At 65.9% G+C, this 26,006-nt stretch carries 27 protein-coding genes and 1 tRNA gene; 16 read left to right on the forward strand and 12 right to left on the reverse strand.

The genetic code is table 11. The annotated features are described in order from the left end of the window. Window positions 1-3 precede the first annotated feature (3 nt). From ntrX to hflX, 3 genes are all read left to right on the forward strand, one after another. Complete coding sequence (ntrX, locus tag GGQ89_RS04215; protein ID WP_056434891.1) at window positions 4-1,380, forward strand: nitrogen assimilation response regulator NtrX; 1,377 nt, start codon at window positions 4-6, stop codon at window positions 1,378-1,380. A gap of 65 nt (window positions 1,381-1,445) precedes the next feature. Beyond that, entirely contained in the window at window positions 1,446-2,000 is a 555-nt protein-coding gene (gene hfq / locus GGQ89_RS04220; protein ID WP_380773317.1) for an RNA chaperone Hfq, read from the forward strand. Continuing rightward, window positions 1,997-3,289, forward strand: a complete 1,293-nt coding sequence (hflX, locus tag GGQ89_RS04225) for a GTPase HflX (RefSeq protein WP_184104342.1) — start codon at window positions 1,997-1,999, stop codon at window positions 3,287-3,289. The genes hfq and hflX overlap by 4 nt, the downstream gene beginning before the upstream one ends. Here hflX and mazG read toward each other — a convergent pair. The 10 genes from mazG to radA form a co-directional block, all read right to left on the reverse strand. Continuing rightward, entirely contained in the window at window positions 3,270-3,986 is a 717-nt protein-coding gene (gene mazG / locus GGQ89_RS04230; protein WP_240456506.1) for a nucleoside triphosphate pyrophosphohydrolase, read from the reverse strand. The genes hflX and mazG overlap by 20 nt on opposite strands. Before the next feature lie 66 nt (window positions 3,987-4,052). After that, on the reverse strand, window positions 4,053-4,610 hold the full coding sequence (locus GGQ89_RS04235) for a retropepsin-like aspartic protease family protein (RefSeq protein ID WP_184104346.1): 558 nt from the start codon (window positions 4,608-4,610) through the stop codon (window positions 4,053-4,055). 14 nt (window positions 4,611-4,624) lie between these two features. Continuing rightward, entirely contained in the window at window positions 4,625-5,389 is a 765-nt protein-coding gene (locus GGQ89_RS04240) for an MBL fold metallo-hydrolase (RefSeq protein WP_184104348.1), read from the reverse strand. Next, a complete protein-coding gene (locus tag GGQ89_RS04245) occupies window positions 5,386-6,162 on the reverse strand; it encodes a TatD family hydrolase (RefSeq protein WP_184104350.1) in 777 nt (258 codons plus the stop codon). The genes GGQ89_RS04240 and GGQ89_RS04245 overlap by 4 nt, the downstream gene beginning before the upstream one ends. Continuing rightward, a complete protein-coding gene (metG, locus tag GGQ89_RS04250) occupies window positions 6,162-7,718 on the reverse strand; it encodes a methionine--tRNA ligase (RefSeq protein WP_184104352.1) in 1,557 nt (518 codons plus the stop codon). The genes GGQ89_RS04245 and metG overlap by 1 nt, the downstream gene beginning before the upstream one ends. A gap of 50 nt (window positions 7,719-7,768) precedes the next feature. Further along, window positions 7,769-8,095 carry a DUF423 domain-containing protein gene (locus tag GGQ89_RS04255; protein ID WP_056434897.1) on the reverse strand — a complete coding sequence of 109 codons (327 nt, stop codon included), beginning with the start codon at window positions 8,093-8,095 and terminating at the stop codon, window positions 7,769-7,771. A 3-nt stretch (window positions 8,096-8,098) separates the two neighbouring features. Next, on the reverse strand, window positions 8,099-9,847 hold the full coding sequence (locus GGQ89_RS04260) for a cation:proton antiporter domain-containing protein (RefSeq protein WP_056434898.1): 1,749 nt from the start codon (window positions 9,845-9,847) through the stop codon (window positions 8,099-8,101). Next, on the reverse strand, window positions 9,847-10,284 hold the full coding sequence (locus GGQ89_RS04265) for an iron-sulfur cluster assembly scaffold protein (RefSeq protein WP_076716347.1): 438 nt from the start codon (window positions 10,282-10,284) through the stop codon (window positions 9,847-9,849). The genes GGQ89_RS04260 and GGQ89_RS04265 overlap by 1 nt, the downstream gene beginning before the upstream one ends. Beyond that, window positions 10,284-10,847: a CvpA family protein gene (locus GGQ89_RS04270; RefSeq protein WP_184104353.1), complete on the reverse strand. Its 564-nt coding sequence runs from the start codon at window positions 10,845-10,847 to the stop codon at window positions 10,284-10,286. The genes GGQ89_RS04265 and GGQ89_RS04270 overlap by 1 nt, the downstream gene beginning before the upstream one ends. A gap of 72 nt (window positions 10,848-10,919) precedes the next feature. Then, window positions 10,920-12,293, reverse strand: a complete 1,374-nt coding sequence (gene radA, locus GGQ89_RS04275; protein ID WP_056434901.1) for a DNA repair protein RadA — start codon at window positions 12,291-12,293, stop codon at window positions 10,920-10,922. Window positions 12,294-12,389: 96 nt separating this feature from the next. Here radA and GGQ89_RS04280 point away from each other — a divergent pair, with 96 nt between their 5' ends. Next, a complete protein-coding gene (locus GGQ89_RS04280; RefSeq protein WP_184104355.1) occupies window positions 12,390-13,526 on the forward strand; it encodes a glycosyltransferase family 4 protein in 1,137 nt (378 codons plus the stop codon). On the opposite strand, the gene GGQ89_RS04285 is transcribed toward GGQ89_RS04280, so the two are convergent. Both GGQ89_RS04285 and GGQ89_RS04290 read right to left on the reverse strand, forming a co-directional pair. After that, window positions 13,523-13,813 (reverse strand): DUF2218 domain-containing protein, encoded by a 291-nt coding sequence (locus tag GGQ89_RS04285; RefSeq protein ID WP_184104357.1) that lies wholly within the window; start codon window positions 13,811-13,813, stop codon window positions 13,523-13,525. The two genes, GGQ89_RS04280 and GGQ89_RS04285, sit on opposite strands and share 4 nt — an antisense overlap. Next, window positions 13,810-14,409, reverse strand: coding sequence for a PadR family transcriptional regulator (locus GGQ89_RS04290; RefSeq protein WP_184104358.1), 600 nt, complete (start codon window positions 14,407-14,409; stop codon window positions 13,810-13,812). Before GGQ89_RS04290 ends, GGQ89_RS04285 begins: the two co-directional genes overlap by 4 nt. A 126-nt stretch (window positions 14,410-14,535) precedes the next feature. Between GGQ89_RS04290 and GGQ89_RS04295 the strand changes: the two genes are divergently transcribed. The 12 genes from GGQ89_RS04295 (at window position 14,536) to GGQ89_RS04350 (ending at window position 25,932) form a co-directional block, all read left to right on the forward strand. Further along, on the forward strand, window positions 14,536-15,876 hold the full coding sequence (locus GGQ89_RS04295; RefSeq protein WP_184104359.1) for a replication-associated recombination protein A: 1,341 nt from the start codon (window positions 14,536-14,538) through the stop codon (window positions 15,874-15,876). Then, window positions 15,860-16,720 carry a hypothetical protein gene (locus GGQ89_RS04300; protein ID WP_184104360.1) on the forward strand — a complete coding sequence of 287 codons (861 nt, stop codon included), beginning with the start codon at window positions 15,860-15,862 and terminating at the stop codon, window positions 16,718-16,720. The genes GGQ89_RS04295 and GGQ89_RS04300 overlap by 17 nt, the downstream gene beginning before the upstream one ends. An 18-nt stretch (window positions 16,721-16,738) precedes the next feature. Then, a tRNA-Thr gene (locus GGQ89_RS04305) sits at window positions 16,739-16,813 on the forward strand. Between the two features lie 57 nt (window positions 16,814-16,870). Further along, window positions 16,871-17,566: an endonuclease/exonuclease/phosphatase family protein gene (locus GGQ89_RS04310; RefSeq protein WP_184104361.1), complete on the forward strand. Its 696-nt coding sequence runs from the start codon at window positions 16,871-16,873 to the stop codon at window positions 17,564-17,566. Next, window positions 17,566-19,848, forward strand: a complete 2,283-nt coding sequence (locus GGQ89_RS04315; protein WP_184104362.1) for a patatin-like protein — start codon at window positions 17,566-17,568, stop codon at window positions 19,846-19,848. Before GGQ89_RS04310 ends, GGQ89_RS04315 begins: the two co-directional genes overlap by 1 nt. 65 nt (window positions 19,849-19,913) lie before the next feature. Further along, on the forward strand, window positions 19,914-20,225 hold the full coding sequence (locus tag GGQ89_RS04320) for a lipopolysaccharide assembly protein LapA domain-containing protein (RefSeq protein ID WP_184104363.1): 312 nt from the start codon (window positions 19,914-19,916) through the stop codon (window positions 20,223-20,225). A gap of 7 nt (window positions 20,226-20,232) precedes the next feature. Next, window positions 20,233-20,907, forward strand: a complete 675-nt coding sequence (gene pyrF, locus GGQ89_RS04325; RefSeq protein WP_184104365.1) for an orotidine-5'-phosphate decarboxylase — start codon at window positions 20,233-20,235, stop codon at window positions 20,905-20,907. A gap of 36 nt (window positions 20,908-20,943) precedes the next feature. Beyond that, window positions 20,944-21,585 carry a phosphoribosylanthranilate isomerase gene (locus GGQ89_RS04330; RefSeq protein ID WP_076716258.1) on the forward strand — a complete coding sequence of 214 codons (642 nt, stop codon included), beginning with the start codon at window positions 20,944-20,946 and terminating at the stop codon, window positions 21,583-21,585. Between the two features lie 48 nt (window positions 21,586-21,633). Then, complete coding sequence (trpB, locus tag GGQ89_RS04335) at window positions 21,634-22,866, forward strand: tryptophan synthase subunit beta (RefSeq protein WP_184104366.1); 1,233 nt, start codon at window positions 21,634-21,636, stop codon at window positions 22,864-22,866. Continuing rightward, entirely contained in the window at window positions 22,863-23,675 is an 813-nt protein-coding gene (trpA, locus tag GGQ89_RS04340) for a tryptophan synthase subunit alpha (RefSeq protein ID WP_184104368.1), read from the forward strand. The genes trpB and trpA overlap by 4 nt, the downstream gene beginning before the upstream one ends. Then, window positions 23,672-24,526 carry an acetyl-CoA carboxylase, carboxyltransferase subunit beta gene (accD, locus tag GGQ89_RS04345; protein ID WP_184104370.1) on the forward strand — a complete coding sequence of 285 codons (855 nt, stop codon included), beginning with the start codon at window positions 23,672-23,674 and terminating at the stop codon, window positions 24,524-24,526. The genes trpA and accD overlap by 4 nt, the downstream gene beginning before the upstream one ends. Before the next feature lie 86 nt (window positions 24,527-24,612). Next, window positions 24,613-25,932, forward strand: a complete 1,320-nt coding sequence (locus GGQ89_RS04350; RefSeq protein ID WP_184104372.1) for a bifunctional folylpolyglutamate synthase/dihydrofolate synthase — start codon at window positions 24,613-24,615, stop codon at window positions 25,930-25,932. Window positions 25,933-26,006: the final 74 nt, after the last annotated feature.

A 26,006-nucleotide genomic window follows, 5' to 3' on the forward strand; every position in this document is an offset into this window, starting at 1 on the left:
ATCATGGCTTTGGACATCCTCGTCGTCGACGACGAACTCGATATCCGCGAACTTGTCGCGGGCGTGCTGGAGGACGAGGGCTATGACGCCCGCGTCGCGGCCGATAGCGATTCCGCGCTGGAGGCGGTGGCGGTGCGACGTCCGTCGCTCGTTCTTCTCGACGTGTGGCTACAGGGGTCGAAGCTCGACGGGCTGGAGCTGCTCGACGAGATCAAGCGGCGCGATCCGTCTATTCCGGTCCTCGTCATCTCCGGTCATGGCAATCTCGACACGGCCGTCGCCGCGATCCGAAAGGGTGCGGCCGACTTCATCGAAAAGCCGTTCGAGGCCGAACGCCTGCTCTTGATGGTCGCACGCGCGACCGAGACCGAAAGGCTGCGTCGCGAAAACGCCTCGCTGCGGGCGTCGGCCGGGCGGGAGACCGATCTGACCGGATCATCGAGCGCCATCAACGGCATTCGCGCGACCCTGAAGCGTGTGGCCGCAACGGGCAGCCGGGTGCTCATCATGGGGTCGGCAGGCGTCGGCAAGGAGGTCGCCGCACGCCTGCTCCACGGCTGGAGCAACCGCGCCGATGCGCCATTCGTGGTGGTCAGCGCCGCGCGCATGACGCCCGAGCGGGTCGAGGAAGAATTGTTCGGCGTGGAGGAGGGAGGCGATCTGGTCCGTACCGGCCTTCTCGAACAGGCACATGGCGGCACGCTGTTCCTCGACGAGATCGCGGACATGCCGATCGCGACCCAGGCACGTATCCTGCGTGTGCTGACCGACCAGAGTTTTACCCGCGTCGGTGGCACCCGCGTCGTCAAGGTCGATGTCCGCGTCGTCTCCGCCACCGCGCGGGACCTGACCCAGGAAATCGCCGAGGGGCGCTTCCGGGAAGATCTCTACTACCGCCTCAATGTGGTGCCCGTGACCATCCCGTCGCTGGCGGAACGGCGCGAGGACATTCCGCCGCTGGTCGAGCATTTCATGGCCCATTACGCCAGCGAGCGCCGCGTCCGCACGCCTGAGATCGCGGCCGACGCCATGGTTGCGATGCAATCTTATGATTGGCCGGGCAATGTTCGCCAGCTCCGCAATGTCGTCGAGCGGACGATCATCCTGGCGCCGGGCGACCGGGTCGGGCGGATCGACCTGGACCTGCTGCCCGCCGAGGTGCTGGGGGAGGGGGCCGATATGGGCGGCGGCGGTGCGACGGCGATCATGGGCGCTCCGCTCCGTGAGGCCCGCGAAAGCTGGGAGCGTGAATATCTGCGTGTCCAAATCCGGCGTTTTTCCGGTAATATCTCACGCACGGCCAGTTTCATCGGGATGGAGCGCTCGGCATTGCACCGCAAGCTGAAGCTGCTGGGTATCAGCGAGACGCGAGAGGATTGATCGCTACCTCTGGACGAACGCCTGTCGAGACCATAGATATCGGTCGCGCCCGGTACACGGGCGCAATTCCGACGCCGGGAAACGGCGCTACTTGCGGGCACGGACCCGCCAAGAACAAGGGCTCGACCATGGCCGACAAATCGGGTTCACTGCAGGACCTGTTTCTGAATGCACTGCGCCGCTCCAAGGCGCCGGTGACCATGTTCCTCGTGAAGGGCGTGAAACTCCAGGGTATCGTCACCTGGTTCGACAATTTCTCGGTATTGCTGCGCCGCGACGGTCAGTCGCAGCTGATCTATAAGCATGCCATCTCGACCATCATGCCCTCGGGCCCGCTGGACGTTGCCGCGATCGTCGACGGCGTGAACGAACAGCAGCGCAAGAACCCGCTTTTGCAGGAAATCTTCCTGAATGCGGTGCGCAAGTCCGAAGACCCCGTTACCATGTTCCTGATCAACGGCGTCATGCTGCAGGGGCAGATTGCGGGCTTCGACCTGTTCTGCATGCTGCTTCAGCGTGAGGGCATGGCCCAGCTTGTCTACAAGCACGCTGTCTCGACCATTCAGCCGGCCCGTCCGCTGAATCTGGCCGAAGAGCAGGCGGGATCGGCCGAGGATTGAGTACGGGTTTCGATCGCGACCGCGGCGAATTCGCCCGCGGTGCCCGCACGGTCATCGTCCTGCCCGACCAGGGCGATGCCGCGCGTGACGCCGAGGCGCGGCTGGAGGAAACCGCCGGACTTGCCATGGCGATCGGCCTGGACGTGGTCGAGCGCGTGGCGCTGCGCGTTCGTGCGCCCAAGCCCGCCACGCTGATCGGCAGCGGCCAAGTCGAGCAGATCGCCCAGCAGGTGCGGATGGAAGAAGCCCAGCTGGTGGTCTTCGACGCCTCGCTGACCCCGGTGCAGCAGCGTAACCTCGAAACCGCGCTGGAGGCCAAGGTCATCGACCGCACCGGCCTGATCCTGGAAATCTTTGGCGAGCGCGCCGCCACTGCCGAGGGGCGGTTGCAGGTCGAACTCGCGCATCTCGACTATCAGGCGGGTCGTCTGGTGCGCAGCTGGACCCACCTGGAACGGCAGCGCGGCGGCTTCGGCTTCCTCGGCGGTCCCGGTGAAACGCAGATCGAAGCCGATCGCCGGATGATCCGCGATCGCATGGCAAGGCTCCGGCGCGAGCTGGATCAGGTCAGCCGGACGCGTGGGCTTCATCGCGAGCGGCGTCAGCGCGCGCCGTGGCCGGTCATCGCGCTGGTCGGCTACACCAATGCGGGAAAATCAACGCTTTTCAATCGGTTGACCGGCGCTCATGTCATGGCGAAGGATCTTCTTTTCGCCACGCTCGATCCGACCTTGCGCCAGATTTCATTGCCCGGCATCGACAAGGCGATCCTGTCCGACACGGTGGGCTTCGTCTCCGACCTGCCGACCCAGCTGGTTGCCGCATTCAAGGCGACGTTGGAGGAAGTGGTATCGGCCGACCTGCTGATCCATGTCCGTGACATTGCGCATCCCGATACGGAGGCGCAGCGCGCCGATGTCGAAGCGGTGCTGACCGAGATCGGTGTCGATCCCGAAACGCCGCGGTTTGAGGCGTGGAACAAGATCGACCTGATCGAGGGTGATGCGCGCCAGGATGTGCTGGTCGACGCCGAACGCCGTCCTAACATCGTCGCAGTGTCGGCGATGACGGGGGAGGGCATTGACGACCTGATCGAGCAGGTCGCGGCTGCGCTGACCTCCGGGCATCGGCGGTATCGCGTCACGCTGGACGCAGGCGACGGGGCGGGGGCCGCTTGGCTTCACGCGCATGGCGAAGTGCTGGATCAGGTGATCGAGGGCGATCAGGCGGTCTATGATGTCCGCCTGGCCGAGTCCGATTATGAGCGGTTCACCCGTCGCGACGCTTGACGGCCTGCCATAGGGCTTCCTTCGCGTCCAGTTCGAGCGCGGGGAAACCATCGCCCGCCTCGGCTTCCATCGCGCGAAAGCGGCGCTCGAATTTGCCATTGGCATAACGGAGCGCCGCTTCGGCATCGACGCCGCAATGGCGCGCCCAGTTGACGACCGAGAATAGCAGATCGCCAAATTCCTCCGCCAGTGTCTCGGGCGGGGCTTCGGTAATTTCCTGAATTTCCTCGTCTACCTTCGCGCGCGATCCTTCGGCATCGGGCCAGTCGAACCCGACCCGGGCGGCACGCTTCTGAAGCTTGTCCGCCCGCATCAGGGCGGGGAGGCCAAGCGCGACGCCATCCAGCGTACCGCCCGCCGCCTTGGCCTGACGTTCTTCGGCCTTGATCTGCTCCCATAGGTGATGACCACCTTCGGCCTGATCGCCAAAGATATGCGGGTGACGCCGCTCCATCTTGTCGCTGATCGCCGCAACGACATCGGGAAAGGCGAACTGCCCATGATCCTCGGCGATCTGGGCATGGAAGACCACTTGCAGGAGCAGATCGCCGAGTTCGTCCTTCAGGTCCGCCATGTCACCGCGCGCGATCGCGTCGGCGACTTCATGCGCTTCCTCGATGGTGTAAGGCGCGATGCTCTCGAAGCTCTGCGCCACATCCCATTCGCAGCCGGTCTGCGGGTCGCGGAGGCGTTTCATGATGGCCAGCAGGCGTTCCAACTCGGTATTCCTTCAAATTGATAATATATATTATGTAAAATATGCTTAGGGCGAGGTGTTCAGGATCAGTAGTCCTCGCTCCACTCGCCATGAGCGCAACCGCCTCAGCACGTTCATGCCGATAATATCCTGGTCGCCGAAGCTCGACGACACGTCGGCGCCGACATTCCTCATTTGGATCGGTCCGATGGACAGTTCGGCGATGGTGACATGCGATGCCGTGACGCGACCATTGGCGGTTTCGATCAGGCTGCCGAACGGACTTTCGTCGAGATCGAGCCCGGCCGCCTGGGCGGTTGCCTCGGACAAGGCGGTCGTGGTCGCGCCACTGTCGACAAGCATCCGACGCTCGACTCCGTTGATGCGGACGGTGGCGTAGAAATGCCCGTCAGCCGCTACCGGAATGCGGACAATCCCGTCCGGCATAGCCTCACGTGACCAAAGGCCTGTCAGGCGGTCCCGTTGTGCAACGACCAGGAAAGCGACGCCGAATATCCCGATCCAGATCAGCGCCATTCGGACCGTCTGACCGATGGGAATGCGCCGGGCCGCGAGTGCGCTCAGCGGTAGCAAAAGGATCAGGCCATAATAGACGATGTCCATGGCCCGATCGCCACTCACGGGATCAATTCCATGCCGTCATAGGCAGGCTCGACGCCTATGGGCAATTCGCGGCACAGGGTCGCATAGTCCATCGACTGGTCCATATGGATCAATGCGCTACGGCGTGGCTTAAGATCTGCGATCCAATGCAGAACCGATGGCAGGTCGGCATGCGCCGGATGCGGATGGCGGCGGAGCGCATCGACTACCCAGAGGTCGAGGTCGCTATAAAGTTCGGCCATGTCAGGCGTCAGCTCATGGAAGTCAGTGGCATAGCCGATGCTCTTGCCGTCACATTCGAAGCGCAGGCCTGCCGACAGGATACGCCCATGCGGCTGGTCAATCGTGCGTATGCGGATCGGGCCGATCATCAATTCACCGTCGATCGGCTTCATAGTCGCGGTCGGCGGGTATCCGGTCTTTCCCCGGAACACATAGCCGAACCGCGCTTCGAGCGACGCCGCAGTGGCGGGCCGCGCATAGCCCGCCACCGGCTCGCCCAAGGCGTGGAAGATCTGCCGCAGGTCATCGATACCATGGCAGTGATCGGCATGATCATGGGTCCAGATGACCGCATCGACCGTACCGATATCGGCCGCCAGCAACTGCTGGCGCATGTCGGGGCCAGTGTCGATCAGGATGCGGGTGCCGTCATGCTCGATCAGCGCCGAACAGCGCATTCGTCGGTTGCGAGGCTCGGTCGGATCGCACGCCCCCCAGTCGTTGCCGATCCGGGGCACGCCCGAAGACGTGCCGCAACCGAGAATGCGGATTTTCACGCGCGGGTCTTCGCGAACAGCCGATGGAAATTCTCGGCGGTCGCCTGGGTCAGTTGTTCGACCGTTTCGCCGCGCAAATCGGCGAGGAACCTGGCGGTGTCGGCGACGAAGGCCGGCTCCCCCGTCTTGCCCCGATGGGGTACCGGCGCCAAGAACGGCGCGTCGGTCTCGACCAGCAACCGATCCAGCGGCAGGCGCGCAGCGGTTTCCTGCAGATCCTTAGCGCTCTTGAACGTCACAATACCCGATATGGATATATAAAAGCCTAACGCCAATGCTTTATCGGCGAAATCTCCACTGGCCGTGAAGCAGTGGATGACGCCGGGATAGGCCCCCTTCCCCATCTCCTCGGCCAGAATGGCGGCGGTATCCTCCTCGGCGTCGCGGGTGTGCACGACGAGCGGCAGACCGGTTTCACGGCAGGCGGCGATATGTGCGCGGAAGCTCGCCTGCTGCCGCGCGCGATCGCTATGGTCATAGTAATAGTCCAGGCCGCTCTCGCCGATGCCGACGACACGCGGATGACGCGCCCGCTCGATCAGTTTGGCGGTGTCGATATGCGGGTGCGCATCGGCCTCATGCGGGTGGATGCCGACCGTCGCCCAGACATCTGGCTCACGCTCGGCGGTGGCGATCACCGCATCCCATTCGCTTTCCCGCGTCGAGATGTTGAGCATCGCGGTGACGCCCCGATCCCGCGCGCGGGTCAGGATCGCCGCCTGCTCCTCGACCAGCCCCTTATAGTTCAGGTGGCAATGGCTGTCGGCCAGCATCAGGCGTCGGCCTCGGCCGGGATTTCCAGACGCGGGAATGCCGGAGTCGGGGCGGCCAGCGGTATGCCGTTGCCGGCCCGGCGAGCATACCAGCCGTCATCGTCGATCGCGGCGTGATCGCGTTCCTCCGCCCCCAGCGTGTCGAGCACCAGCGCGGCACCACGTGGCGTCACCGGCAGGATCGCGATCGCCAGCATACGGATCGCGCGAACCAGCGTGCCGAGCACAGCGTGCATCCGCTCCGGATCGGTCTTACGCAAGGACCAAGGCGCCTGCACGTCGATATACTGGTTGCAGGCATAGACACCGCGCATCCACGCCTCGATCCCCTGGCTGAGCGCGAGATCGTCAAAGGCGGTCTTCAGCGCAGCACAGGCGACGACCACTTCCTCGAACAGCACCGCATCGGCCGGATCGCTGCGTCCGGCTTCGGGCAGTTCGCCGCCCAGATTCTTGGCAATGAACGACAAGGTCCGCTGGGCCAGGTTGCCGAAGCTGTTGGCCAGTTCGGCATTGACGCGGGTAACGATGGCTTCGGCCGAATAGGAGCCGTCCTGCCCGAAACTGACCTCGCGCAGGAAGAAATAACGCAGCGCGTCCACGCCGAAGGCATCGGCCAGCCCCATCGGATCGACGACGTTGCCGACCGACTTGGACATCTTCTCGCCCCGGTGGAGCAGGAAGCCATGACCGAACACCGACTGCGGCAGCGGCAGGTCGGCGGACATCAGGAAGGCGGGCCAGTAGACGGTGTGGAACCGCACGATGTCCTTGCCGATCAGGTGCAGATTGGCGGGCCAAAAGCGCGCCAAATCGCTGTCCTTGTTCGGATAGCCGGTGCCGGTCAGATAATTGGTCAGCGCATCGACCCAGACATACATGACATGGCCCGGGCTGTCGGGCACGGGCACGCCCCAGTCGAAGCTGGTCCGCGACACCGACAGGTCGGACAGGCCGCCTTCGACGAAGCGCATCACCTCGTTGCGGCGGCTTTCCGGGCGGATGAAATCGGGATTGTCGCGGTACAGGTCGAGCAAGGGCTGCTGATATTTGGACAGGCGGAAGAACCAGGTTTCCTCGGCGGTCCACTCGACCGGCGTGCCCTGCGGCGACAGCTTGGTACCGTCCTCGCCGACCGTCAGTTCGCTTTCGTCGTAGAACGCCTCGTCGCGGACCGAATACCAGCCCTCATACCGGTCGAGATACAGGTCGCCCTTGTCCTGCATCGCCTTCCAGATCGCCTGGCTGGCGGCATAGTGATCGGTATCGACGGTACGGATAAAACGGTCGTAGGAGATATCAAGACGGTCGGCCATCACATGGAAATGGCTGGACATTTCATCCGCGAACTCGCGCGTCGAAATGCCGCGCGCACGCGCCGCCTGGGCCATTTTCAGGCCATGCTCGTCGGTGCCGGTCTGGAACAGGACATCGCGGCCCGCCTGACGCTGGAACCGGGCGATGACGTCGGCCGCCACCATCTCATAGGCATGGCCGATATGCGGGCGGCCATTGGGATAGTGGATGGCGGTGGTGATATAGAATGGATCGGCCATGGCCGGTCCCTAGAACATCCCCAGGCGCAGGTGAAGCCCGGCGTGTAGCCTCAGCGCAGCGACCAGGCGAGCCACAGCCAGCCGCCGATCAGGAGCGTACCGCCGATCGGGGTGATCGCTCCGAACCAGCGCGGGGCGCCAAAGGCCATGGCGTAGAGCGTCCCGGCAAAGATCGCCGCGCCGATGACGAAGGTCCATGCGACCCCCCTCGCCTCCATACGCAATGCGACAAGCGCGGCGACGGCATGGATCAGCTGATATTGTCCACCGGTGCGCAGCCACTCGACGGCCACGCCTTCGGCCCGGTGTGCGCCGAAGGCTCCGGCTGCGATCGCGATCGCTCCCGAGAGCGCCGCCAGGATTGCCACCAGTCCCATGGGTCAGCCGTTCCTTTCGTCCTGCGTGATGATCCGGTCGCTCGCCGCCCGCAGGTCGCCCGCAGCCGCCTGCGCCGCCAGCCGTTCCTTGTCGCGGGCACGATACATGGTTTCCACCCGGTCGATCTCGGCATGGTCGATCTTCAGGCTGCCCAGTGCCAGGCGGGCCATCTTGACCGCCGATTCCAGCACTTCGCGCACCACATAGGATGCGGGGCCGCCCTTGAGACGAAGGACCGCGCGTCGATCATAGGCGCGGACGAAGATCGAGGCGTTGGGGAAGGCCGCATGGACGCTTTCCAGCAGCTCCAACGTAATCTGGTCGTCATCCAGACAAAAGAGGATCAGTTCCGCTTCCGCCGCGCCGGCCTGGCGCAGCAGGTCCAGCCGGGTGCCGTCGCCATAATAGACCTTGGCTCCGAAGGATGCGGCGATGTCGATCATCTCGATATCGCGGTCGATCAGGGTCACGGGTATGTCGCTGGCGATCAGCATCTGCGCGACGGTCTGGCCGAAGCGACCATAGCCGACGATCAGGGCATTGGCCCCGTCGGTCACCGGACCCTCACGCTGGCCGCCGCGGGTGATGACCGGCTCTTCGCGGATACGGCGGGTTGCGCCCATCAGGAACGGGGTCGTCGCCATCGACAGGGTGATGATCGCCCCGAACAGGCTCGCCGCCTCCGGCGCGATCAGATAGCCTTGCTGGGCCTGGGCGAACAGCACGAAGCCGAACTCGCCGCCCTGGCTCATGAGCAGGCCGAGCGCGAGGGCGGAGCGCCAGTTCATCTTGAACGCCAGCCCGATCAGCGTGATGACCAAAGTCTTGGTGGCGATCAGCGCCATCGCCATGATCGCGACGAAGACCGGCCGCTCGGCGATAGCGGGCAGGTCGAGCATCATGCCGACCGCCAGGAAGAACAGGCCCAGCAGGATCGAGCGGAAAGGCTCGACATCCGCTTCCAGCTCATGCCGATACGGACTGTCGGCCAGCATGACGCCCGCGATGAAGGCCCCCAGCGCGGTCGACAGGCCGAGCAACTCCATCACCGCCGCGCTGGCGACCACGGTGAACAGCCCGGCAAAGACGAACATCTCCCGCTCGCCCATATTGCCGATCAGGCGGAACAGGGGCCGCAGCAGGAAGCGCCCCGCCAGGATCAGGCCGATGATCGCACCGATCGTCTCCAGCGCCAGGATCCAGCCCGGCGGCCCGGTATGATCGGCCGGGTTGCGCGACATGGCCGCGACGATGGTGATGAGCGGGACGATCGACAGGTCCTGGAACAGCAGGATCGAAAAGGCCCGCTCGCCGAAGGGCGTGCGCATCCGCCCTGACGACTGCAGCATCGGCAGCACCTGCGCGGTCGAGGACAGTGCGAGCGGCAGGCCGAGCGCCAGAGCCGCTTCTGGCGAGAAATGCGCGAGGATGACGATGCCGGTGATCGCCAGCCCGCAAATCGCGACCTGGAGAAGCCCCAGGCCGAAAATCTCATGCTTCATCCGCCACAGCCGGGCGGGGTTCAGTTCCAGCCCGACGATGAACAGGAGGAGCGTAATGCCGATCTCGGCGATGCCCAGCTTGGACTCGGCGTCCCCGACCAGCCCCAGGACGTGCGGGCCGACGACCGCACCCGCGACGAGATATCCCAGCGTCGCACCCAGTCCCAGACGCCGGAATATCAGGACGAAGGCCAGTCCGAAGCCGAACAGGATCGCCCCGTCGCGCAGCAGCGATACCTCGCCGTGCATCAGTTCCTGGCTCCGGCCGCCGCATCCTCGGCCGCCTGCGCCGCCGCCTCGAACGCCAGCCGGATCGAGGGGTGGCGGGCGGTGTAGGACAGCGCCGGGGTGAAGATGTCGAGACCCGGCCAGGCGGGGGCATTCCCCTGCCCCGACGCCAGCCAGGCGGTGAGTTCGTCGCGCGCGGCGGCCAGTTCGGTCACGCTGCGACCTACGACATGCGCCGACAGCAGCGCTGCCGAGGCCTGCCCCAGGGCACATGCGCGGACCAGCATTCCGACCTCGGCCACCCGGCCCGCTTCATCGAGATTGACGTCCACCGTCACCCGGCTGCCGCAAATGGGCGAGCGACGCTCGACGCTGGCCATCGGATCGGTCAGGCGCTGGTCGTGCGGGATCGCCGTGGTCAGGCGCAAAATCTCCGCATTGTAGAGGGGCGCATTCATCACGGGGTCTCGCTGCTATTGGTCGGCCCGGAGGCGGTGGCGGGCGTGGGCGCGCCGAAGACGGGCAGGCCCCGGCGACGGCGATCGACAAAATCGGCGATCCCGGCGCTGGTTGCATTCAGCAGCTTGTAGGTGCGGCTCTTGACCATCCATTCGGGCCGCCGGGCGGGGCCGCCGCTGACCGTATCGACCATCAGGGCGACGACCAGGAAGACGAGGCTGGCGAGGATCAGGCCCTTGAGCGCGCCGAAGCCGAAGCCCAGGGCACGATCGACCGGACCCAGGATGGAGGTACGTGTCCGCGAACCGATGGCCCGCGCGATCATGCGCCCGCCCAGATAGGTCACGCCGACGATCAGCACGAAGGCCAGCACGGCCGCGCCCGATACGGTGCCGACCACGCCGGTCAGCGCCTGCGCCAATGCGATATGGAACATCTTCAGCGCGGCGACGATCGCGACCCAGGCGAACAGCGCGAGCACTTCGGTGACGAAGCCCCGCATGAATCCCTGTATCGCCGCACCGAACACCGCGATCAGGACAAGAATATCTAGGGCCGTCAACGCCTGTTATCCCATATCTCAACGAGCCCATGAGCCACGATCATCGGGGCCTGGCGCCATCAGGCCCCTTCGCTACCCGCGCCCCAGCATATGGTCAACGAACTCGGCCAGGGTGCGAAAGCCGGTCATGCGCAGGCCGCCTTCGTCATTGGCCATGGCGCGCGGCACGATCGCCTTTTCGAAACCGAGCTTGCCCGCCTCCTTCAATCGCAACGGGCCATGCGCAACGGAGCGGATTTCACCTGACAGCGCGATTTCGCCGAAGACGATGGCGTCGGTCGGCACCGGCCGTTCGGACAGGGCCGAGATCAGCGCCGCCGCCACCGCCAGATCGGCGGCGGGGTCCTGCACGCGGTAGCCGCCCGCGATGTTGAGATAGACCTCGGCCGACGAGAAACTCAGCCCGCACCGCGCCTCCAGCACCGCCAGGATCATGGCCAGGCGTCCGGTATCCCAGCCGACGACTGCACGCCGTGGCGTGGCACCCGAAGCCAGCCTTACGGTCAGCGCCTGGATCTCGACCAGCACCGGACGCGTGCCCTCCAGCGCGGGAAAGACGGTGGCGCCCGTGATCCCTTCCTCGCGATTGGTCAGGAACAGCGACGAGGGATTGCCGACTTCGGTCAGCCCCTCGGTCTGCATGGCGAAGACGCCGATCTCATCGGTGCCGCCGAAGCGGTTCTTGATCGCGCGCAGGATGCGATACTGGTGGCTGCGCTCGCCCTCGAAAGCGAGGACGGTGTCGACCATATGTTCCAGCACGCGCGGGCCCGCGATCGAGCCGTCCTTGGTGACATGGCCGACCAGCACGACGGCGGTGCCACGTTCCTTGGCGAAGCGGATCAGCTCTTGTCCCGACGCGCGCACCTGGCTGACGGTGCCCGGCGCACCCTCGATCAGGTCGGAGTGCATGGTCTGGATCGAGTCGATGATGAGCAGCGCGGGCGGCGTTCCGATCGACAGGGTAGTCAGGATGTCGCGAACCGAGGTCGCCGCCGCCAGCCGTACGGGGGCCTGCCCCAGCCCCAGTCGCCGTGCGCGCAGTCGGACCTGATCGGCGGCTTCTTCGCCCGAGACATAGGCGACCGGCTTGCCCGCCATCGCCAGTTTCGCCGCCGCCTGGAGCAGCAGGGTCGACTTGCCGATCCCCGGATCACCGCCGATCAGCGTAGCCGAACCCTCGACGAAGCCGCCGCCCAGCGCGCGGTCGAGTTCGGCGATGCCGGTCGCCATCCGGTCGGGCAGCGGAATATCGGCGTCCAACCCGACCAACTGGATCGCCCTGCCGCCGCCTTGCAGGTTATGCTTGGCGGCAAAGGGCGTCAGCTGGACCGGCGCTTCCTCCAGCATCGTGTTCCATTCGGAGCAATCGGGGCATTGCCCCTGCCAGCGGGAGGACACCGAACCGCAGGATTGGCAGACATAGCGCTTCTGGATCTTGGCCATGCCGATGCTCTAGCCGGAGCGGAACGAAAATGGAACGGATTTGATCGGGCGGCGGGAGTGGTCTTTGGCGGCCCACACGGCTATGGGCCGAACTCCATGATCCCAGAACAATTTCGTGTCGCGCTGTTCAGCGGCAACTATAATTATACGCGCGACGGCGCGAACCAGAGCCTGAACCTGCTGGTCGGCCATCTGCTGGCGCGGGGTGTCGCCGTGCGGGTCTATTCGCCGACCTCCTCCACCCCCGCCTTTCCGCCGGTCGGGGATCTGGTCGATGTCCCCGCCATCCTGATGCCGTTCCGCGCCGATTACAAACTGGCGCGCGGGCTTCCGGCCAAGGTGCGGGCCGATCTGGAGGCGTTTGCGCCCAACGTCGTCCATGTCTCCGCGCCCGAATTTCTGGGTCACGCCGCCGTGCGCTGGGCACGGGAGAACGGCGTGCCGTCGATCGCCTCGGTCCATACCCGGTTCGAGACCTATCCGGCCTATTACCATCTGGGTTTCCTGGAACCGGCGATCATCAAGCTGCTGACCCGCTTTTACAACAAGTTCGACCGGATCGTGGCTCCCAGCCCCAGCATGATCGCGCTGCTGCGGGGATGGGGGGTGACGCCGCCCATGGGCATCTGGTCGCGCGGGATCGATCACGACCGTTTCCGCCCCTCCCGCCGCAGCCTGGAATGGCGGCGTTCGCTGGGCATCGCCGACCATGAGGTGGCGATCGGGTTCCTGGGGCGTCTGGTCAAGGAAAAGGGCCTCGACGTCTTTGCCGAGGCGCTGGCGGAGCTTCGGCGGCGCGGCGTGGCCCATAAGGTGCTGGTGGTCGGTAAGGGACCCGCGCAGGAGTGGTTCGCCAAGGCTACACCCGATGCCATCTTCGCAGGCTATCAGACCGGCGACGATCTGGGCCGTGCGGTCGCGTCGATGGACATCTTCTTCAACCCCAGCGTGACCGAAACCTTCGGCAACGTCACGACCGAGGCGATGGCGGCGGGCGTGCCCGTCGTGGCCGCCAACGCGACCGGCGCGATGGACCTCGTGGCGGATGGTGAGACCGGCTATCTGGTCGGCGCGCGCGATATCAGCGGCTATGCCGACGCGCTGGAGCGGATCGCCACTGATCAGGCCCTGCGCCACCGGTTCAGCGAGGCGGGACAGGCCCGCGTCGCCGATTACCGATGGGACAAGGTCAACGACGCGGTGCTCGACGCCTATCGCGCCCTGTTCGCTTAACCTTCGCGCCAGTCGAAGGTCAGCGGCGCTTCGCGAAAGGCGAAGCGATCGAGATGGCTGGCGACCACCTGCCGCATCTGCGCCACGTCGCCGTCCTCGGGCACCGTCAGTACGATATCCAGCGTCTCGCTGGCGGCGCGCATCTCGAGTTTCGATCCGTTGGGAAACAGGATCGTGCCCTCTTCGGCGGTGAAGGACACCTCCATTTTGTGGCTCCAGTGCTTGGCGAGCTGCTGGAGATAGCGGCTGGCCGACGGGGTCGGCACACGGGCGATGGACAGGCTCATTTCAGGCGTTCCACTTTCTGTGCGAGTTCGTCGATCATCGCGGCGACCTCATGCACCATTTCCTGCGGCGCATCGCCGTCGCCGAAGCGCTCCATCACCGCCATCTTCAGGCCGCCCATGGCACGCCGGATCGGTGCCGCATCGACCCGCTGGCGATGTTCGCCCAGGGCCCGCAGCCGAGCCAGCAGCGCTTCGACCTGTTCGGCATTCTCAATCAGGTGCGTGCGGCCGGTTTCGGTCGCAGCGAAGCGCTTCTTGGCTCCCTCGGAACGCTGTTCCTCGATAAAGCCCATTTCGTCGAGCAGGGTGATCGTCGGATAGATGACACCCGGGCTGGGGGCATAGGCGCCGCCGGTCATCGCCTCGACCTCGCGGATCAGGTCGTAGCCGTGGCGCGGTTCGTCGGCGATCAGCTTCAACAGGACGAGCCGCAGCTCGCTGCCGTCGAACATCCGTCCCCGACGGCCACCGCCCGGCCCTCTCCGTCCGCCGCGTGGGTCTTCGAAATCCCATTGCACTTCCAGCGGCCCGAAACTCCACCGGCCGCGCCGTTGGTGATGATCCTGGCCATGTCCTTTCCCGTGAAAATGTCGCATTCTGATACTCCAAATTGGGTTTTGATACGCTCAAGATATATCGCAGTAGACATTCGTCAAGATGACTCACGATATATCTTTAATAGGGAAGGTGACGGGGGGCTTCGGCGCCCCTACATGACGGCCATGGCCGATCTGTTCGCGGGTATGGACCCCGCCCCCGCCCAGCCCTCTCTCTCGGCCGATGCGCCGCTGGCCGATCGTTTGCGCCCGATGAAGCTGATCGAGGTCGTCGGGCAGGATCACCTGACCGGCCCGGAGGGTGCCATCGGGCGGATGGTTGCAGCCGGGCGGTTATCCTCGATGATCCTCTGGGGACCGCCGGGCACGGGCAAGACGACCATCGCCCGGCTGCTCGCCGCCGAAGTAGGCTTGCGCTATGCTGCGATCTCAGCGGTCTTTTCCGGCGTCGCGGACCTCAAAAAGGTCTTTGCCGAGGCGCGGGACCATGCCCGGCTCGGCCAGCGGACACTGTTGTTCGTGGACGAGATCCACCGCTTCAACCGTGCGCAGCAGGACGGCTTCCTGCCCTTTGTCGAGGATGGCACGGTCACGCTGGTCGGCGCGACGACGGAGAATCCCTCCTTCGAACTCAACGCCGCCCTTCTGAGCCGGGCGCAGGTATTGATCCTCCACCGGCTCGGACAGCCGGCGCTGGAACAGTTGCTGGAGCGGGCAGAGGCGTTGATGGAGCGCCCCCTGCCCCTGCAACCGCCCGCCCGCGATGCGCTGCTCGCCAGCGCGGACGGAGACGGCAGGTTCCTGCTCAACCAGGCCGAGACATTGTTTGCGGTCGACCTGCCCGAACCGCTCGACGCCGCCGGGCTGTCGGCCTTCCTGCAGCGCCGGGTCGCGGTCTATGACAAGGACCGGGAGGGGCATTACAACCTGATCTCGGCGTTGCATAAGTCGATCCGGGGATCGGACCCGCAGGCGGCCCTCTACTATCTTGCGCGGATGCTGACGGCGGGCAAGGAACCGCTCTATCTGCTGCGTCGCCTGACCCGGACGGCGATCGAGGATATCGGGCTGGCCGATCCGCAGGCGCTGACTCAGTGTCTTGCGGCCAAGGATGCCTATGAATTTCTGGGCTCTCCCGAGGGGGAACTGGCGATCGTGCAGGCGTGCTTGTATCTCGCCACCGCACCCAAATCGAATGCGGCGTACAAGGCGCAGAAGCAGGCATGGCGAACCGCCAAGGACACCGGGTCGCTGATGCCGCCCGCCAATATCCTGAACGCGCCGACCAAGCTGATGAAGCAGATCGGCTATGGTGCAGGCTACCAATACGACCACGACGCCGATGACGGTTTTTCAGGCGCGAATTACTGGCCGGACGAGTTGCCGCCGCAGAGCTTCTACGAACCGTCGGGGCGCGGTCTGGAGAAACGCATCGCCGAGCGTATGGCCTGGTGGGACGAGCGCCGCCGTGCCTTGCAGGATGGCGGCAATGACCGTCACGGCTGACCGTTTCGGCGGCTTCGTCGCGATCGACTGGTCCGGTGCGCATGGTGTTGCGCACCCGGGTATCCAGGTCGCCCTTTGCCGTTCGGGAAACTCCGCTCCCGTCATCATCGCGCCGCCGGGCCGGGCCTGGTCGCGCGAAGGCGTCGCCGAGTGGCTGCTGGCACGGGCGGACGAACCGCTGCTGATCGGCTTCGACTTCAGCTTTTCGGCCCCGTTCGTCACGCGCGGGGCACATCTGCCGGGGGATAGACCGACCGCGGACGCGCGGGCGCTCTGGGCCTATGTCGATGACAGTTGCGACGACCCCGATCTGGGCGCGCGCAGTTTCCTGGAGGCGCGGCGCGGGCGGCATTTCTATTTCGGGGCGGCGGACGGGCGCAAGGCGGACTTCCTCCATTGGCGAACCTGCGAGATCGCAACCGATGGCGCGCGCAAGCCTTCGACCGTTTATGACGTGATCGGCGCGTCGCAGGTAGCGAAGGCAAGTTTTGCCGGAATGCGGCTGCTCCGGCGTCTGGACGGGCACATGGCGATCTGGCCGTTCGACCCGGTGCCGCCCTCCGGCGCACTGGTCGTCGAAATCTATACCTCCATCGCCGCCCGTGACGCCGGCCGCCCGCGCGGACGGAGCAAGATGCGCAGTGCCGAGGCGCTGGATGCGGCGCTGGTGGCCTTGGGCAGCGAACCGCACGATCCGCTCCATCGCTATGACGATCACAGCACCGACGCGATCCTGACTGCCGCCTGGCTCCGCACCATGGCGACGCGCGACGACCTCTGGCATCCGGTAGGCCTCACCCATCAGGTTGCGCAAACGGAGGGCTGGACCTTCGGCGTGTCTTGACGCTAGGGGGATCGCAACGCCGGATTAGCACAGCGGTAGTGCAGCGGTTTTGTAAACCGAAGGTCGGGGGTTCGATCCCCTCATCCGGCACCATTTCCATCCTGCTCTGGAATTGGCACCAAAAGCCCGTCGCTGCGTTACAGTGGCGGAATGATTAAGGTCGCCAGCTACAACATTCGGAAAGGGGTCGGCGCCGATCGGCGGCGCAATCCCGATCGCATCCTGGACGTACTGCGCGAGGTCGATGCCGATGTGATCGCCCTTCAGGAGGCGGATCGTCGCTTCGGCGAACGCGAAGGCGTGATTCCGCTCCATCTGCTTGACGACCATAGCGACTGGAAACCCATCGTCTATGGGATGAAGGCTCGCTCTATGGGCTGGCATGGCAACACGATCCTGGTGCGCAAAAGCATACAGGTCGTGGATTTCGAGGCGATCCACCTGCCCTCGCTGGAGCCGCGCGGTGCGGTGATGGCGGATCTGCGGACCAAGGCCGGGGTGATCCGGGTGGTGGGCATGCACCTCGACCTGTCGGGCCTGTGGCGGCGGCGGCAGGCGGCGGCGATCCTGGCGCATCTGACGAGTTGCGCGCACCGGCAACCGACGGTCATGATGGGCGACCTGAACGAATGGACCCGCGCCGCCGGGTGCCTAAAGGACTTTACCCGCGATTTCACCGTGGCGGAGACGGGGCCGAGCTTCCACGCGATGCGGCCGATCGGACGGCTCGACCGGATCATGGTGTCGCCGGACTTGAAGATCGGTGCCTGCGGCGTTCATGCGACCCCGATGTCGCGCCGCGCCTCCGACCATTTGCCCATCTGGGCCACGATCGGGCCTCGCTGATGCGCGAAAAGGAGCTGCGGCTGGCGCTGGTCTGCTATGGCGGCATTAGCTTGGCGGTCTACATGCACGGCATCACGAAGGAAATCTGGCGGGTCGTGCGCGCCAGCCGGGCCTCGCACGAGGGCGATCCTCCCGCCTCGGCGGTCGATGCGGTCTATCATGATCTGCTCGACGAAATGGCTGAGCGCGGCGGCGTTCGCGTGCGCATCCTGGCCGACATCATCGCGGGTGCCAGCGCGGGCGGGATCAACGGTATATTCCTGGGTCATGCCATGTCGACCGGCCAGTCGCTCGATCCGCTGACCGACCTCTGGCTGGAAGCGGCCGATATCGAATCGCTGATCGCCCCCGAAGCCGCGCTGACCTCGCGCTTTTCCAAGATGTGGGCGCTGCCCATCGCCTGGATGGCGGCGGGGCGCAGCGGCGAGAAGGTCGCGACGCTCGACGAGGATACGCGCGAGGAGGTGCGCTCCAAGCTCGGTCACCTGATCCGCTCGCGCTGGTTCGAGCCGCCCTTCGCCGCCGACGCCTTTACCGGACGATTGCTCGAAGCCTTCGACCGAATGGCGGACGGTCCGGTCGGCAAAAGACTGATCCCGCCGGGGCAGCCACTGGATCTGTTCGTCACCGTCACCGACTTTACCGGCCAGCCGCAGCGGTTGCGGCTCCATTCGCCGGGCGAGGTGGTCGAGACCGAACACCGCATGGTCGTCGACTTCACGGACACCGGCGGCGGCAAGCTGGCGGCGATCCCCGAACTGGTCTTTGCGGCCAGGGCGACGTCGAGCTTCCCCGGTGCCTTCCCGCCCTTCACCGTCGCCGAGTTGGACCGGGTGCTGGCGGCGCGCGAACAGGACTGGCCCGAGCGCGATGACTTTCTGCGCCGCGTGCTTCCCCGCCATCATGCGGCGGGTGCGGCAGACAAGGCGGTGCTGATCGACGGATCGGTGCTGGTCAACGCGCCCTTCCGCCCCGCCATCGACGCGCTCGGACGCCGCCCCGCCCGGCGTCAGGTCGACCGTCGCTTCGTCTATATCGACCCGTTTCCGGGCATGCATTTCCGCTTGCCCGGCGGCGGCGGTCATCCGGGCTTTTTCCAGACGATCATCGGGGCGATCAGCGAACTGCCCCGCCAGCAGCCGATCCGCGACAATCTGGAGGCGATCGCCGCCCGGTCCGGCCGGATCGACCGGATGCAGGCCATCCTCGCCGCCATCCGCGAGGAGGTGGAGCAGGAGATCGAGCAGCTGTTCGGCGGCACCTTCTTCCTCGACCGCCCGACCGCCGCGCGACTGGCGTCGTGGCGGGTTCGCGCGCAGGCTGCCGCTGCCGCGAAGGCGGGGTTCAGCTATGCCGCCTATGGTCATCTGAAGCTCGCCAATGTCATCGACGGCATGACGACGATCCTGACGGAGGCCATGGGCGACGATGGCCAGCCGAGCCGCCACCGCCTTCGCGCAGTAATTGAGCGGACCGTCGCGGACCGCCATGTCGGTGGCGACGCGATCGGCTTCACTGGCGGATCGAGCAACGGCGCGCGGACCTTCCAGCGCGCCTTCGACCTCGGCTATCGCATCCGTCGTCTGCGGTTGCTCGCCCGGCGGCTTACCGAACTCGAGGCGGATCATAGCGAGGCGGAACTCGCGCCTGTCCGCGACGCCATCTACGAATCGCTGGCCGAGTTTCTGGAACGCCAGAGCGGTATCGGTCTGACCGAATGGGCGGAGGATATCCGCGCGGTTCGCGACGATGGTGGTCCGATGCTTGATCGACTGGAGGCCCGGCTCGACCTGATCCGGCTGGACGGAGAGACCGACGCCCGGTTGGCGGCTGCCTTTTCGGGGCTGCCGCGTGCCGCCCGGCGCACGTTACTGCTCACCTATCTGGGTTTCCCGTATTTCGACGTGGCGACGCTGCCATTGCTGCAGGGCGAAGGGCTGGATGAGTTCGACCCGATCAAGGTCGACCGCATCTCCCCCGACGATGCCACCGCCATTCGGGCAGGCGGTGCCGAAGCGACGCTGAAGGGCATCCAGTTCCTGACCTTCGGCGCATTCTTCAGTCGCAGTTACCGCGAGAACGACTATCTTTGGGGGCGGCTGCACGGCGCGGAACGGATGATCGACATCGCCGTCTCCACCCTGCCCCCGACCATCCGCCTAAAGCCCGGCGCGGTGGCCGCGTTCAAGCGGCGCGCTTTCCTGGCCATAGTCGACGAGGAAGAGGCGCGATTGACGGCCATCGCGCCCCTGATCGCCTCGCTTCGCCGGGAGATCGGCTGAAGGCTGGTCATGCCCGGTCAACGCCGCTAGACCGCATCGCCGAACCCGGTGATGCGGAGAAACCCATGCAGTTCCTGAAAATGCTCTTCTGGTGCCTGCTGGCCTTTCTGGCCGCGGCCTTCACGCTGGGGAACTGGACGACCGTTCCGATCCGGCTGGTCGGCGGACTGGTCGCGGACGTGAACCTGCCGCTGCTGCTGTTCCTGACCTTCTTGCTCGGGCTGGTGCCGACGCTGATCTGGCAGCATGCCGCGCGCTGGAGGCTGCGTCAGCGGTTAAGCGCCGCCGAGCGTTCGCTGGCCGCCGTGTCAGCCGAGACCAGCGCCTATGTCGCTCCGACAGCCCCTGTTACCACCAATATCCAGCCGACGGTCTGATCCCTTCATGAGCAATCGCATCTACGTCGCCATCGACACCCCCGATCTCGCTCGCGCACAGGCGCTGGCGCAGAAGGTCCGCCATCATGTCGGCGGGCTGAAGCTGGGCCTGGAATTCTTCTGTGCGCATGGTGCGACCGGCGTGCGCGAGATGGCGCATATCGGCCTGCCCATCTTCCTCGACCTGAAGCTGCACGACATACCGAACACGGTGGCCAAGGCCGTCCAGTCGCTCGGCCCGCTCGCCCCCGCCATCCTGACCGTGCATGCCAGCGGCGGCCGTGCCATGCTGGAGGATGCCAAGGCGGCCGCGCCGGCCGGCACGAAGGTCGTCGCCGTCACCATGTTGACCAGCCTGGACGCCAGTGATCTGAGCGATACCGGTGTGATCGGTTCTCCGGCGGATCATGTCCGCCGTCTGGCCGACCTGGCGGCCGAGGCGGGCGTGGACGGCATCGTCTGCTCGGGCGAAGAGGTCGCCGCCGTCAAGAAGGCGTGGCCCAAGGGCTTTTTCGTCGTCCCCGGCGTGCGTCCGGCCGATGGTGTGATCGGCGACCAGAAGCGCGTCGTCACCCCGCGCGCGGCGGTCGATGCGGGCGCCTCGATCCTGGTCATCGGCCGTCCGATCACCCAGGCCGAAGACCCCGACGCTGCGGCACGTGCGATCGCGGCCACGCTCTGAATACGTTTTTCGGACCCTCCCATTCGGGAAACGACCATGCCGACCACTGCCAAGATCTGCGGATTGACGTCGCCCGCCACGCTCGACGCCGCGCTGGGCGGCGGGGCGAGCCATGTCGGCTTCGTCTTCTTCCCCGCCTCGCCCCGGCACCTGACCTTCGACGTCGCGGCGGGACTGGCGGGACGGGTGCCCGATCATGTCCAGCGTGTCGGCGTCTTCGTCGACCCCGATGACCAGTTGCTCGAGGCGGCGGTGCGTGCCGGGATGCTTGATGCGATCCAGCTTCATCGCACGGCACCGGCGCGCGTGGCCGCGATCCGATCGAAGTTCGACCGCGAGGTCTGGGCGGCCGTCGCCATCAAGCTGCGCGGCGATGTCGAGAAGGCCCGCGACTATGCGGGGGCGGCCAGCCTGATTCTGTACGATGCCAAGACCCCGGACGACGCGTCGCTGCCCGGCGGCATGGGCCTGCGCTTCGACTGGAGCCTGCTCGACGGGGTTCGCCATCCGCTGCGCTGGGCCTTGTCCGGCGGGCTGGATGGCGGCAACGTCGCCGAGGCGATCCGGCGGACGGGCGCGCCCTTGGTCGATGTGTCCTCTGGCGTCGAGAGCGCGCCGGGCGTCAAGGATATGGACAAGATCGCGACGTTCCTTAAAGCCGTTGCGACAAATCAGTGACAGGATCGTTTGCAGGGGTCGCCCCCGCAAATGCCCAAGGGAAACGAGATGAACGCCCCCAATTCCTTCCGTGCCCAGCCCGACGAGCGCGGCCATTTCGGTGATTTCGGCGGGCGCTACGTCGCCGAGACGCTGATGCCGTTGATCCTCGACCTGGAGCGCGAATATCGCGCCGCGCAGGTCGATCCGGCTTTCAAGGCCGAGTTCGACGATCTCATGACCCATTATGTGGGTCGTCCCAGCCCGATGTATTATGCCGAGCGCATGACCGACACGCTTCGTGCGAGCGCGCCCGAGGGCAAGGGGCCGAAGGTCTATTTCAAGCGCGAGGAGCTGAACCACACCGGCGCGCACAAGATCAACAACTGCATCGGCCAGATCCTGCTAGCCAAGCGGATGGGCAAGACGCGGATCATCGCCGAGACGGGCGCGGGCCAACATGGCGTGGCGACCGCCACCGTCGCGGCACGCTTCGGCCTGCCCTGCACCATCTTCATGGGCGCGCGCGATATCGAGCGTCAGGCGCCGAACGTGTTCCGCATGAAGCTGCTGGGTGCGGAAGTGCGCCCGGTCACGTCTGGCGCACAGACGCTGAAGGACGCGATGAACGAGGCGCTGCGCGACTGGGTCGCCAATGTCCACGACACCTTCTACATCATCGGCACGGCAGCCGGTCCCCACCCCTATCCGGAGATGGTCCGCGACTTCCAGTCGGTGATCGGCACCGAGTCGAAGGCGCAGATCCTGGAGGCCGAGGGCCGCCTGCCCGACCTGCTGATCGCATCGGTCGGTGGCGGGTCGAACGCCATCGGCCTGTTCCACCCCTTTCTGGACGATCCCGAAGTCGCGATGCTGGGCATCGAGGCGGCCGGGCACGGCCTGAACACCACTCAGCATGCGGCCAGCCTGACCGGCGGCAAGCCCGGCATCCTTCATGGCAACAAGACCTATCTGTTGCAGGACGAGGACGGGCAGATCGCCGAGGCGCATTCGATCTCGGCCGGGCTCGACTATCCGGGGATCGGGCCCGAGCATAGCTGGCTGAACGATACGGGCCGCGTCGTCTATGAAGGCGTGACCGATACCGAGGCGCTCGACGCCTTCCAGCTGTGCTGCAAGGTCGAGGGGATCATCCCCGCGCTGGAATGCAGCCATGCGCTGGTCGGGCTGATCCGTCGCGCGCCGCTGATGGACCGGGACCAGATCGTGCTGGTCAATATTTCGGGTCGTGGCGACAAGGACATCTTCACCGTCGCCGACGCGCTGGGAGCCAAGATGTGAGCCGGATCGCCGATAGCTTTGCGGCCTGCGCCGATGCGGGCCGTGCCGCCCTCGTCACTTTCGTGACCGCCGGCGATCCGACGCCGGGCGACACCGCCGCCATCCTCGACGCGCTGGTCGAGGGCGGTGCGGACGTGGTCGAGCTGGGAATGCCCTTCACCGATCCGATGGCCGATGGCCCGGCGATCCAGAAGGCCAATATCCGCAGCCTGGGCGCGGGCACCCGCACCGCCGACGTGCTGGCGATCGCCACGGCCTTTCGCGTCCGTCATCCGCACGTGCCGCTGGTCCTGATGGGCTATGCCAACCCGATGACGGTGCGCGGCCCCGAATGGTTCGCCGAGGCGGCGGCGCAAGCGGGCGTCGACGGCGTGATCTGCGTCGACGTGCCCGCCGAGGAAGACGATGCGCTGGGCGTCGCGCTGCGCGGCAAGGGGATCGCCTCGATCCGACTGGCGACCCCGACCAGCGACGCCGTACGCCTGCCGACGATTTTGACGGGTGCCGACGGTTTCCTCTATTATGTCTCCGTCGCGGGTATTACCGGGCAGCAGCAGGCGGCGCAATCCTCGATCGAAGATGCGGTCGCCCGTCTGAAGGCCGCGACCCATTTGCCGGTCGCGGTCGGCTTCGGCGTCCGTACCCCGGAACAGGCGGCGGCAATCGGTCGCGTGGCGGACGGTGTCGTCGTCGGCTCGGCGATCGTCGACCTGGTGGGCGAGCATGGGGCGAACGCCCCCGCCCCGGTCCGCGCCTATATTCAAACCCTGTCGTCGGCACTGGCCGATGCACGCAAGGAACTCGCATGAGCTGGCTCAACAGCGTCCGCAACGTCATCCCCTTCGTCGTCAAGAAGGAGACGCCCGATCATCTCTGGCACAAGTGCAAGGGGTGCGGGCAGATGGTCTTCACCAAGGAGCTGGAAGACAATCTGAACGTCTGCCCGAAATGCGATCATCACGACCGCATCGGGCCGAAGGCGCGGTTCCGCCATCTGCTGGACGAAGGCAGCTGCAACGAGCTGCCCGCGCCCAAGGTGCCCGAGGATCCGTTGAAGTTCCGGGACTCCAAGCGCTATGCCGATCGCCTGAAGGCGGCACGGACCAGCGCTGCCGAGACCGACGCGCTGGTAAATGCACGCGGCACCATCCTGGGCCACAAGGTCGTGGTCGGCGTCCAGGACTTCGCCTTCATGGGCGGATCGATGGGCCTGGCGGTCGGTGAGGCGTTCGTGCGCGGGGTCGAGGCGGCCATTGCGGACAACTGCCCCTATGTCATCTTCACCGCATCGGGCGGCGCGCGCATGCAGGAAGGTATTCTCAGCCTGATGCAGATGCCGCGTACCACCGTGGCGATCCAGATGCTGCACGATGCGGGCCTGCCCTATATCGTCGTGCTGACCGACCCGACCTCGGGTGGCGTGATGGCGGCCTATGCGATGCTGGGGGACGTCCAGATCGCCGAGCCGAAGGCGACGCTCGCCTTTACCGGCCGCCGCGTGATCGAGAACACGATCCGTGAGAAGCTGCCCGACGATTTTCAGACCTCGGAATATTATCTGGACCATGGGATGCTCGACATGGTCGTTCATCGCCGCGATTTGCGCGAGCGTCTGGCGACCGTGATCGGCTATCTGACCGGATCGCGTCAGGCCGCCTGAACCGTCGCCTTTTCTCATCGATCGCATTAGAGGGGCGGGCCGAGAGGTCCGCCTCTTTTCATATCCGCTTTCCAAGAGACCGGCCGATGCCCGACCATGCCCGTTCCGACCATCCGGCCGTCCAGGCGCAACTCGACCGGCTGTGGAGCCTGTCGCCCGGTGCGGATGTCCTGGGTCTGGAGCGGATCACGACCCTGCTCGGGCGGCTAGGCGATCCGCAGCATCATCTGCCGCCGGTTTTCCATGTCGCGGGCACCAACGGCAAGGGCTCGACCTGCGCCTTTCTGCGCTCCGCGATCGACGCGTCGGGTCAGAGCGTGCATGTCTATTCCAGTCCGCACCTCGTCCGGTTCAACGAACGAATCCGACTGAACGGCCGCTTGATCACGGACGATGCGTTGGCGGCGGTGCTCGACGAAGTGCTGGGTCATGCCGAGGGGATCGGTGCCAGCTTCTTCGAAGTGACGACGGCGGCCGCGTTTCTGTCCTTCGCACGCAATCCGGCCGCCGCTACGATCATTGAGGTCGGTCTGGGCGGCCGCCTCGACGCGACCAACATCCTGCCGCCGCCCGCGGTCTGTGGCATCGCCGCGCTAGGCATCGATCACGAGGCGTTTCTGGGCCGCAAGCTGACCGGCATTGCGCGCGAGAAGGCGGGGATTGCCAAGCCGGGCACGCCGCTGGTCACCATGGACTATGCCCGCCCGCTGCGAGACGCGATCGCCGAGGTGGCCGCCGCCGCCGGGGCTCCCGTCTTCGCACGGGGACAGGCTTGGTCGAGCGCGTCCACACGCAGCGGCGTGTCCTATGAGGACAAGCGGGGTCAAATCACCTTGCCCCGGCCGAACCTGACAGGCGGGCACCAGTCACGCAATTTGGCGCTGGCGGTGGCGATGCTGCGACATCAGCAAGCCGTGACCGTTTCGGATGAGGCTCTGAGGCAGGCGGCGACCGGCGCGCAGTGGCCTGCACGGATGCAGCGTCTGAGGCATGGGCCGCTGACCCAGGCCCTGCCCGCCGGAACGCAATGCTGGCTGGACGGCGCGCACAACCCTTCCGCTGCGACGCCGGTGGCGCGGACCATGGCGGGCTGGCGATCCGAAGGGCCGACCGCGCTTATTCTGGGGATGCTGGCGAACAAGGAGGCCGGGCCGGTTCTGGAAAAGCTGGGCGGGATGGTCGACCTGATCGTTACCGTGCCCGTGCCCGATCACGCCTGCCACGCGCCCGAAAGCCTTGCGCAACAGGCCCATGCCTTGGGCCTCAAGGCGATCTCGGCCGGGGACCCTTCGCATGCGCTCGCCTTGGTTGCCGAGCGGCTCGAAGCCCCGTCCCATGTCCTGATCGCGGGATCACTTTACCTGGCCGGACAGGTCCTTGCCCAGAATGACGAGGCGCCGCAATGATGCGACGAGACGATCCCACCAACCGCTTTATTTGCGATTGACTATCAATAGCGACCGTCTAGCATGGGGACCGT

This window comes from Sphingomonas yabuuchiae (assembly GCF_014199595.1).
Classification (GTDB): domain Bacteria; phylum Pseudomonadota; class Alphaproteobacteria; order Sphingomonadales; family Sphingomonadaceae; genus Sphingomonas; species Sphingomonas yabuuchiae.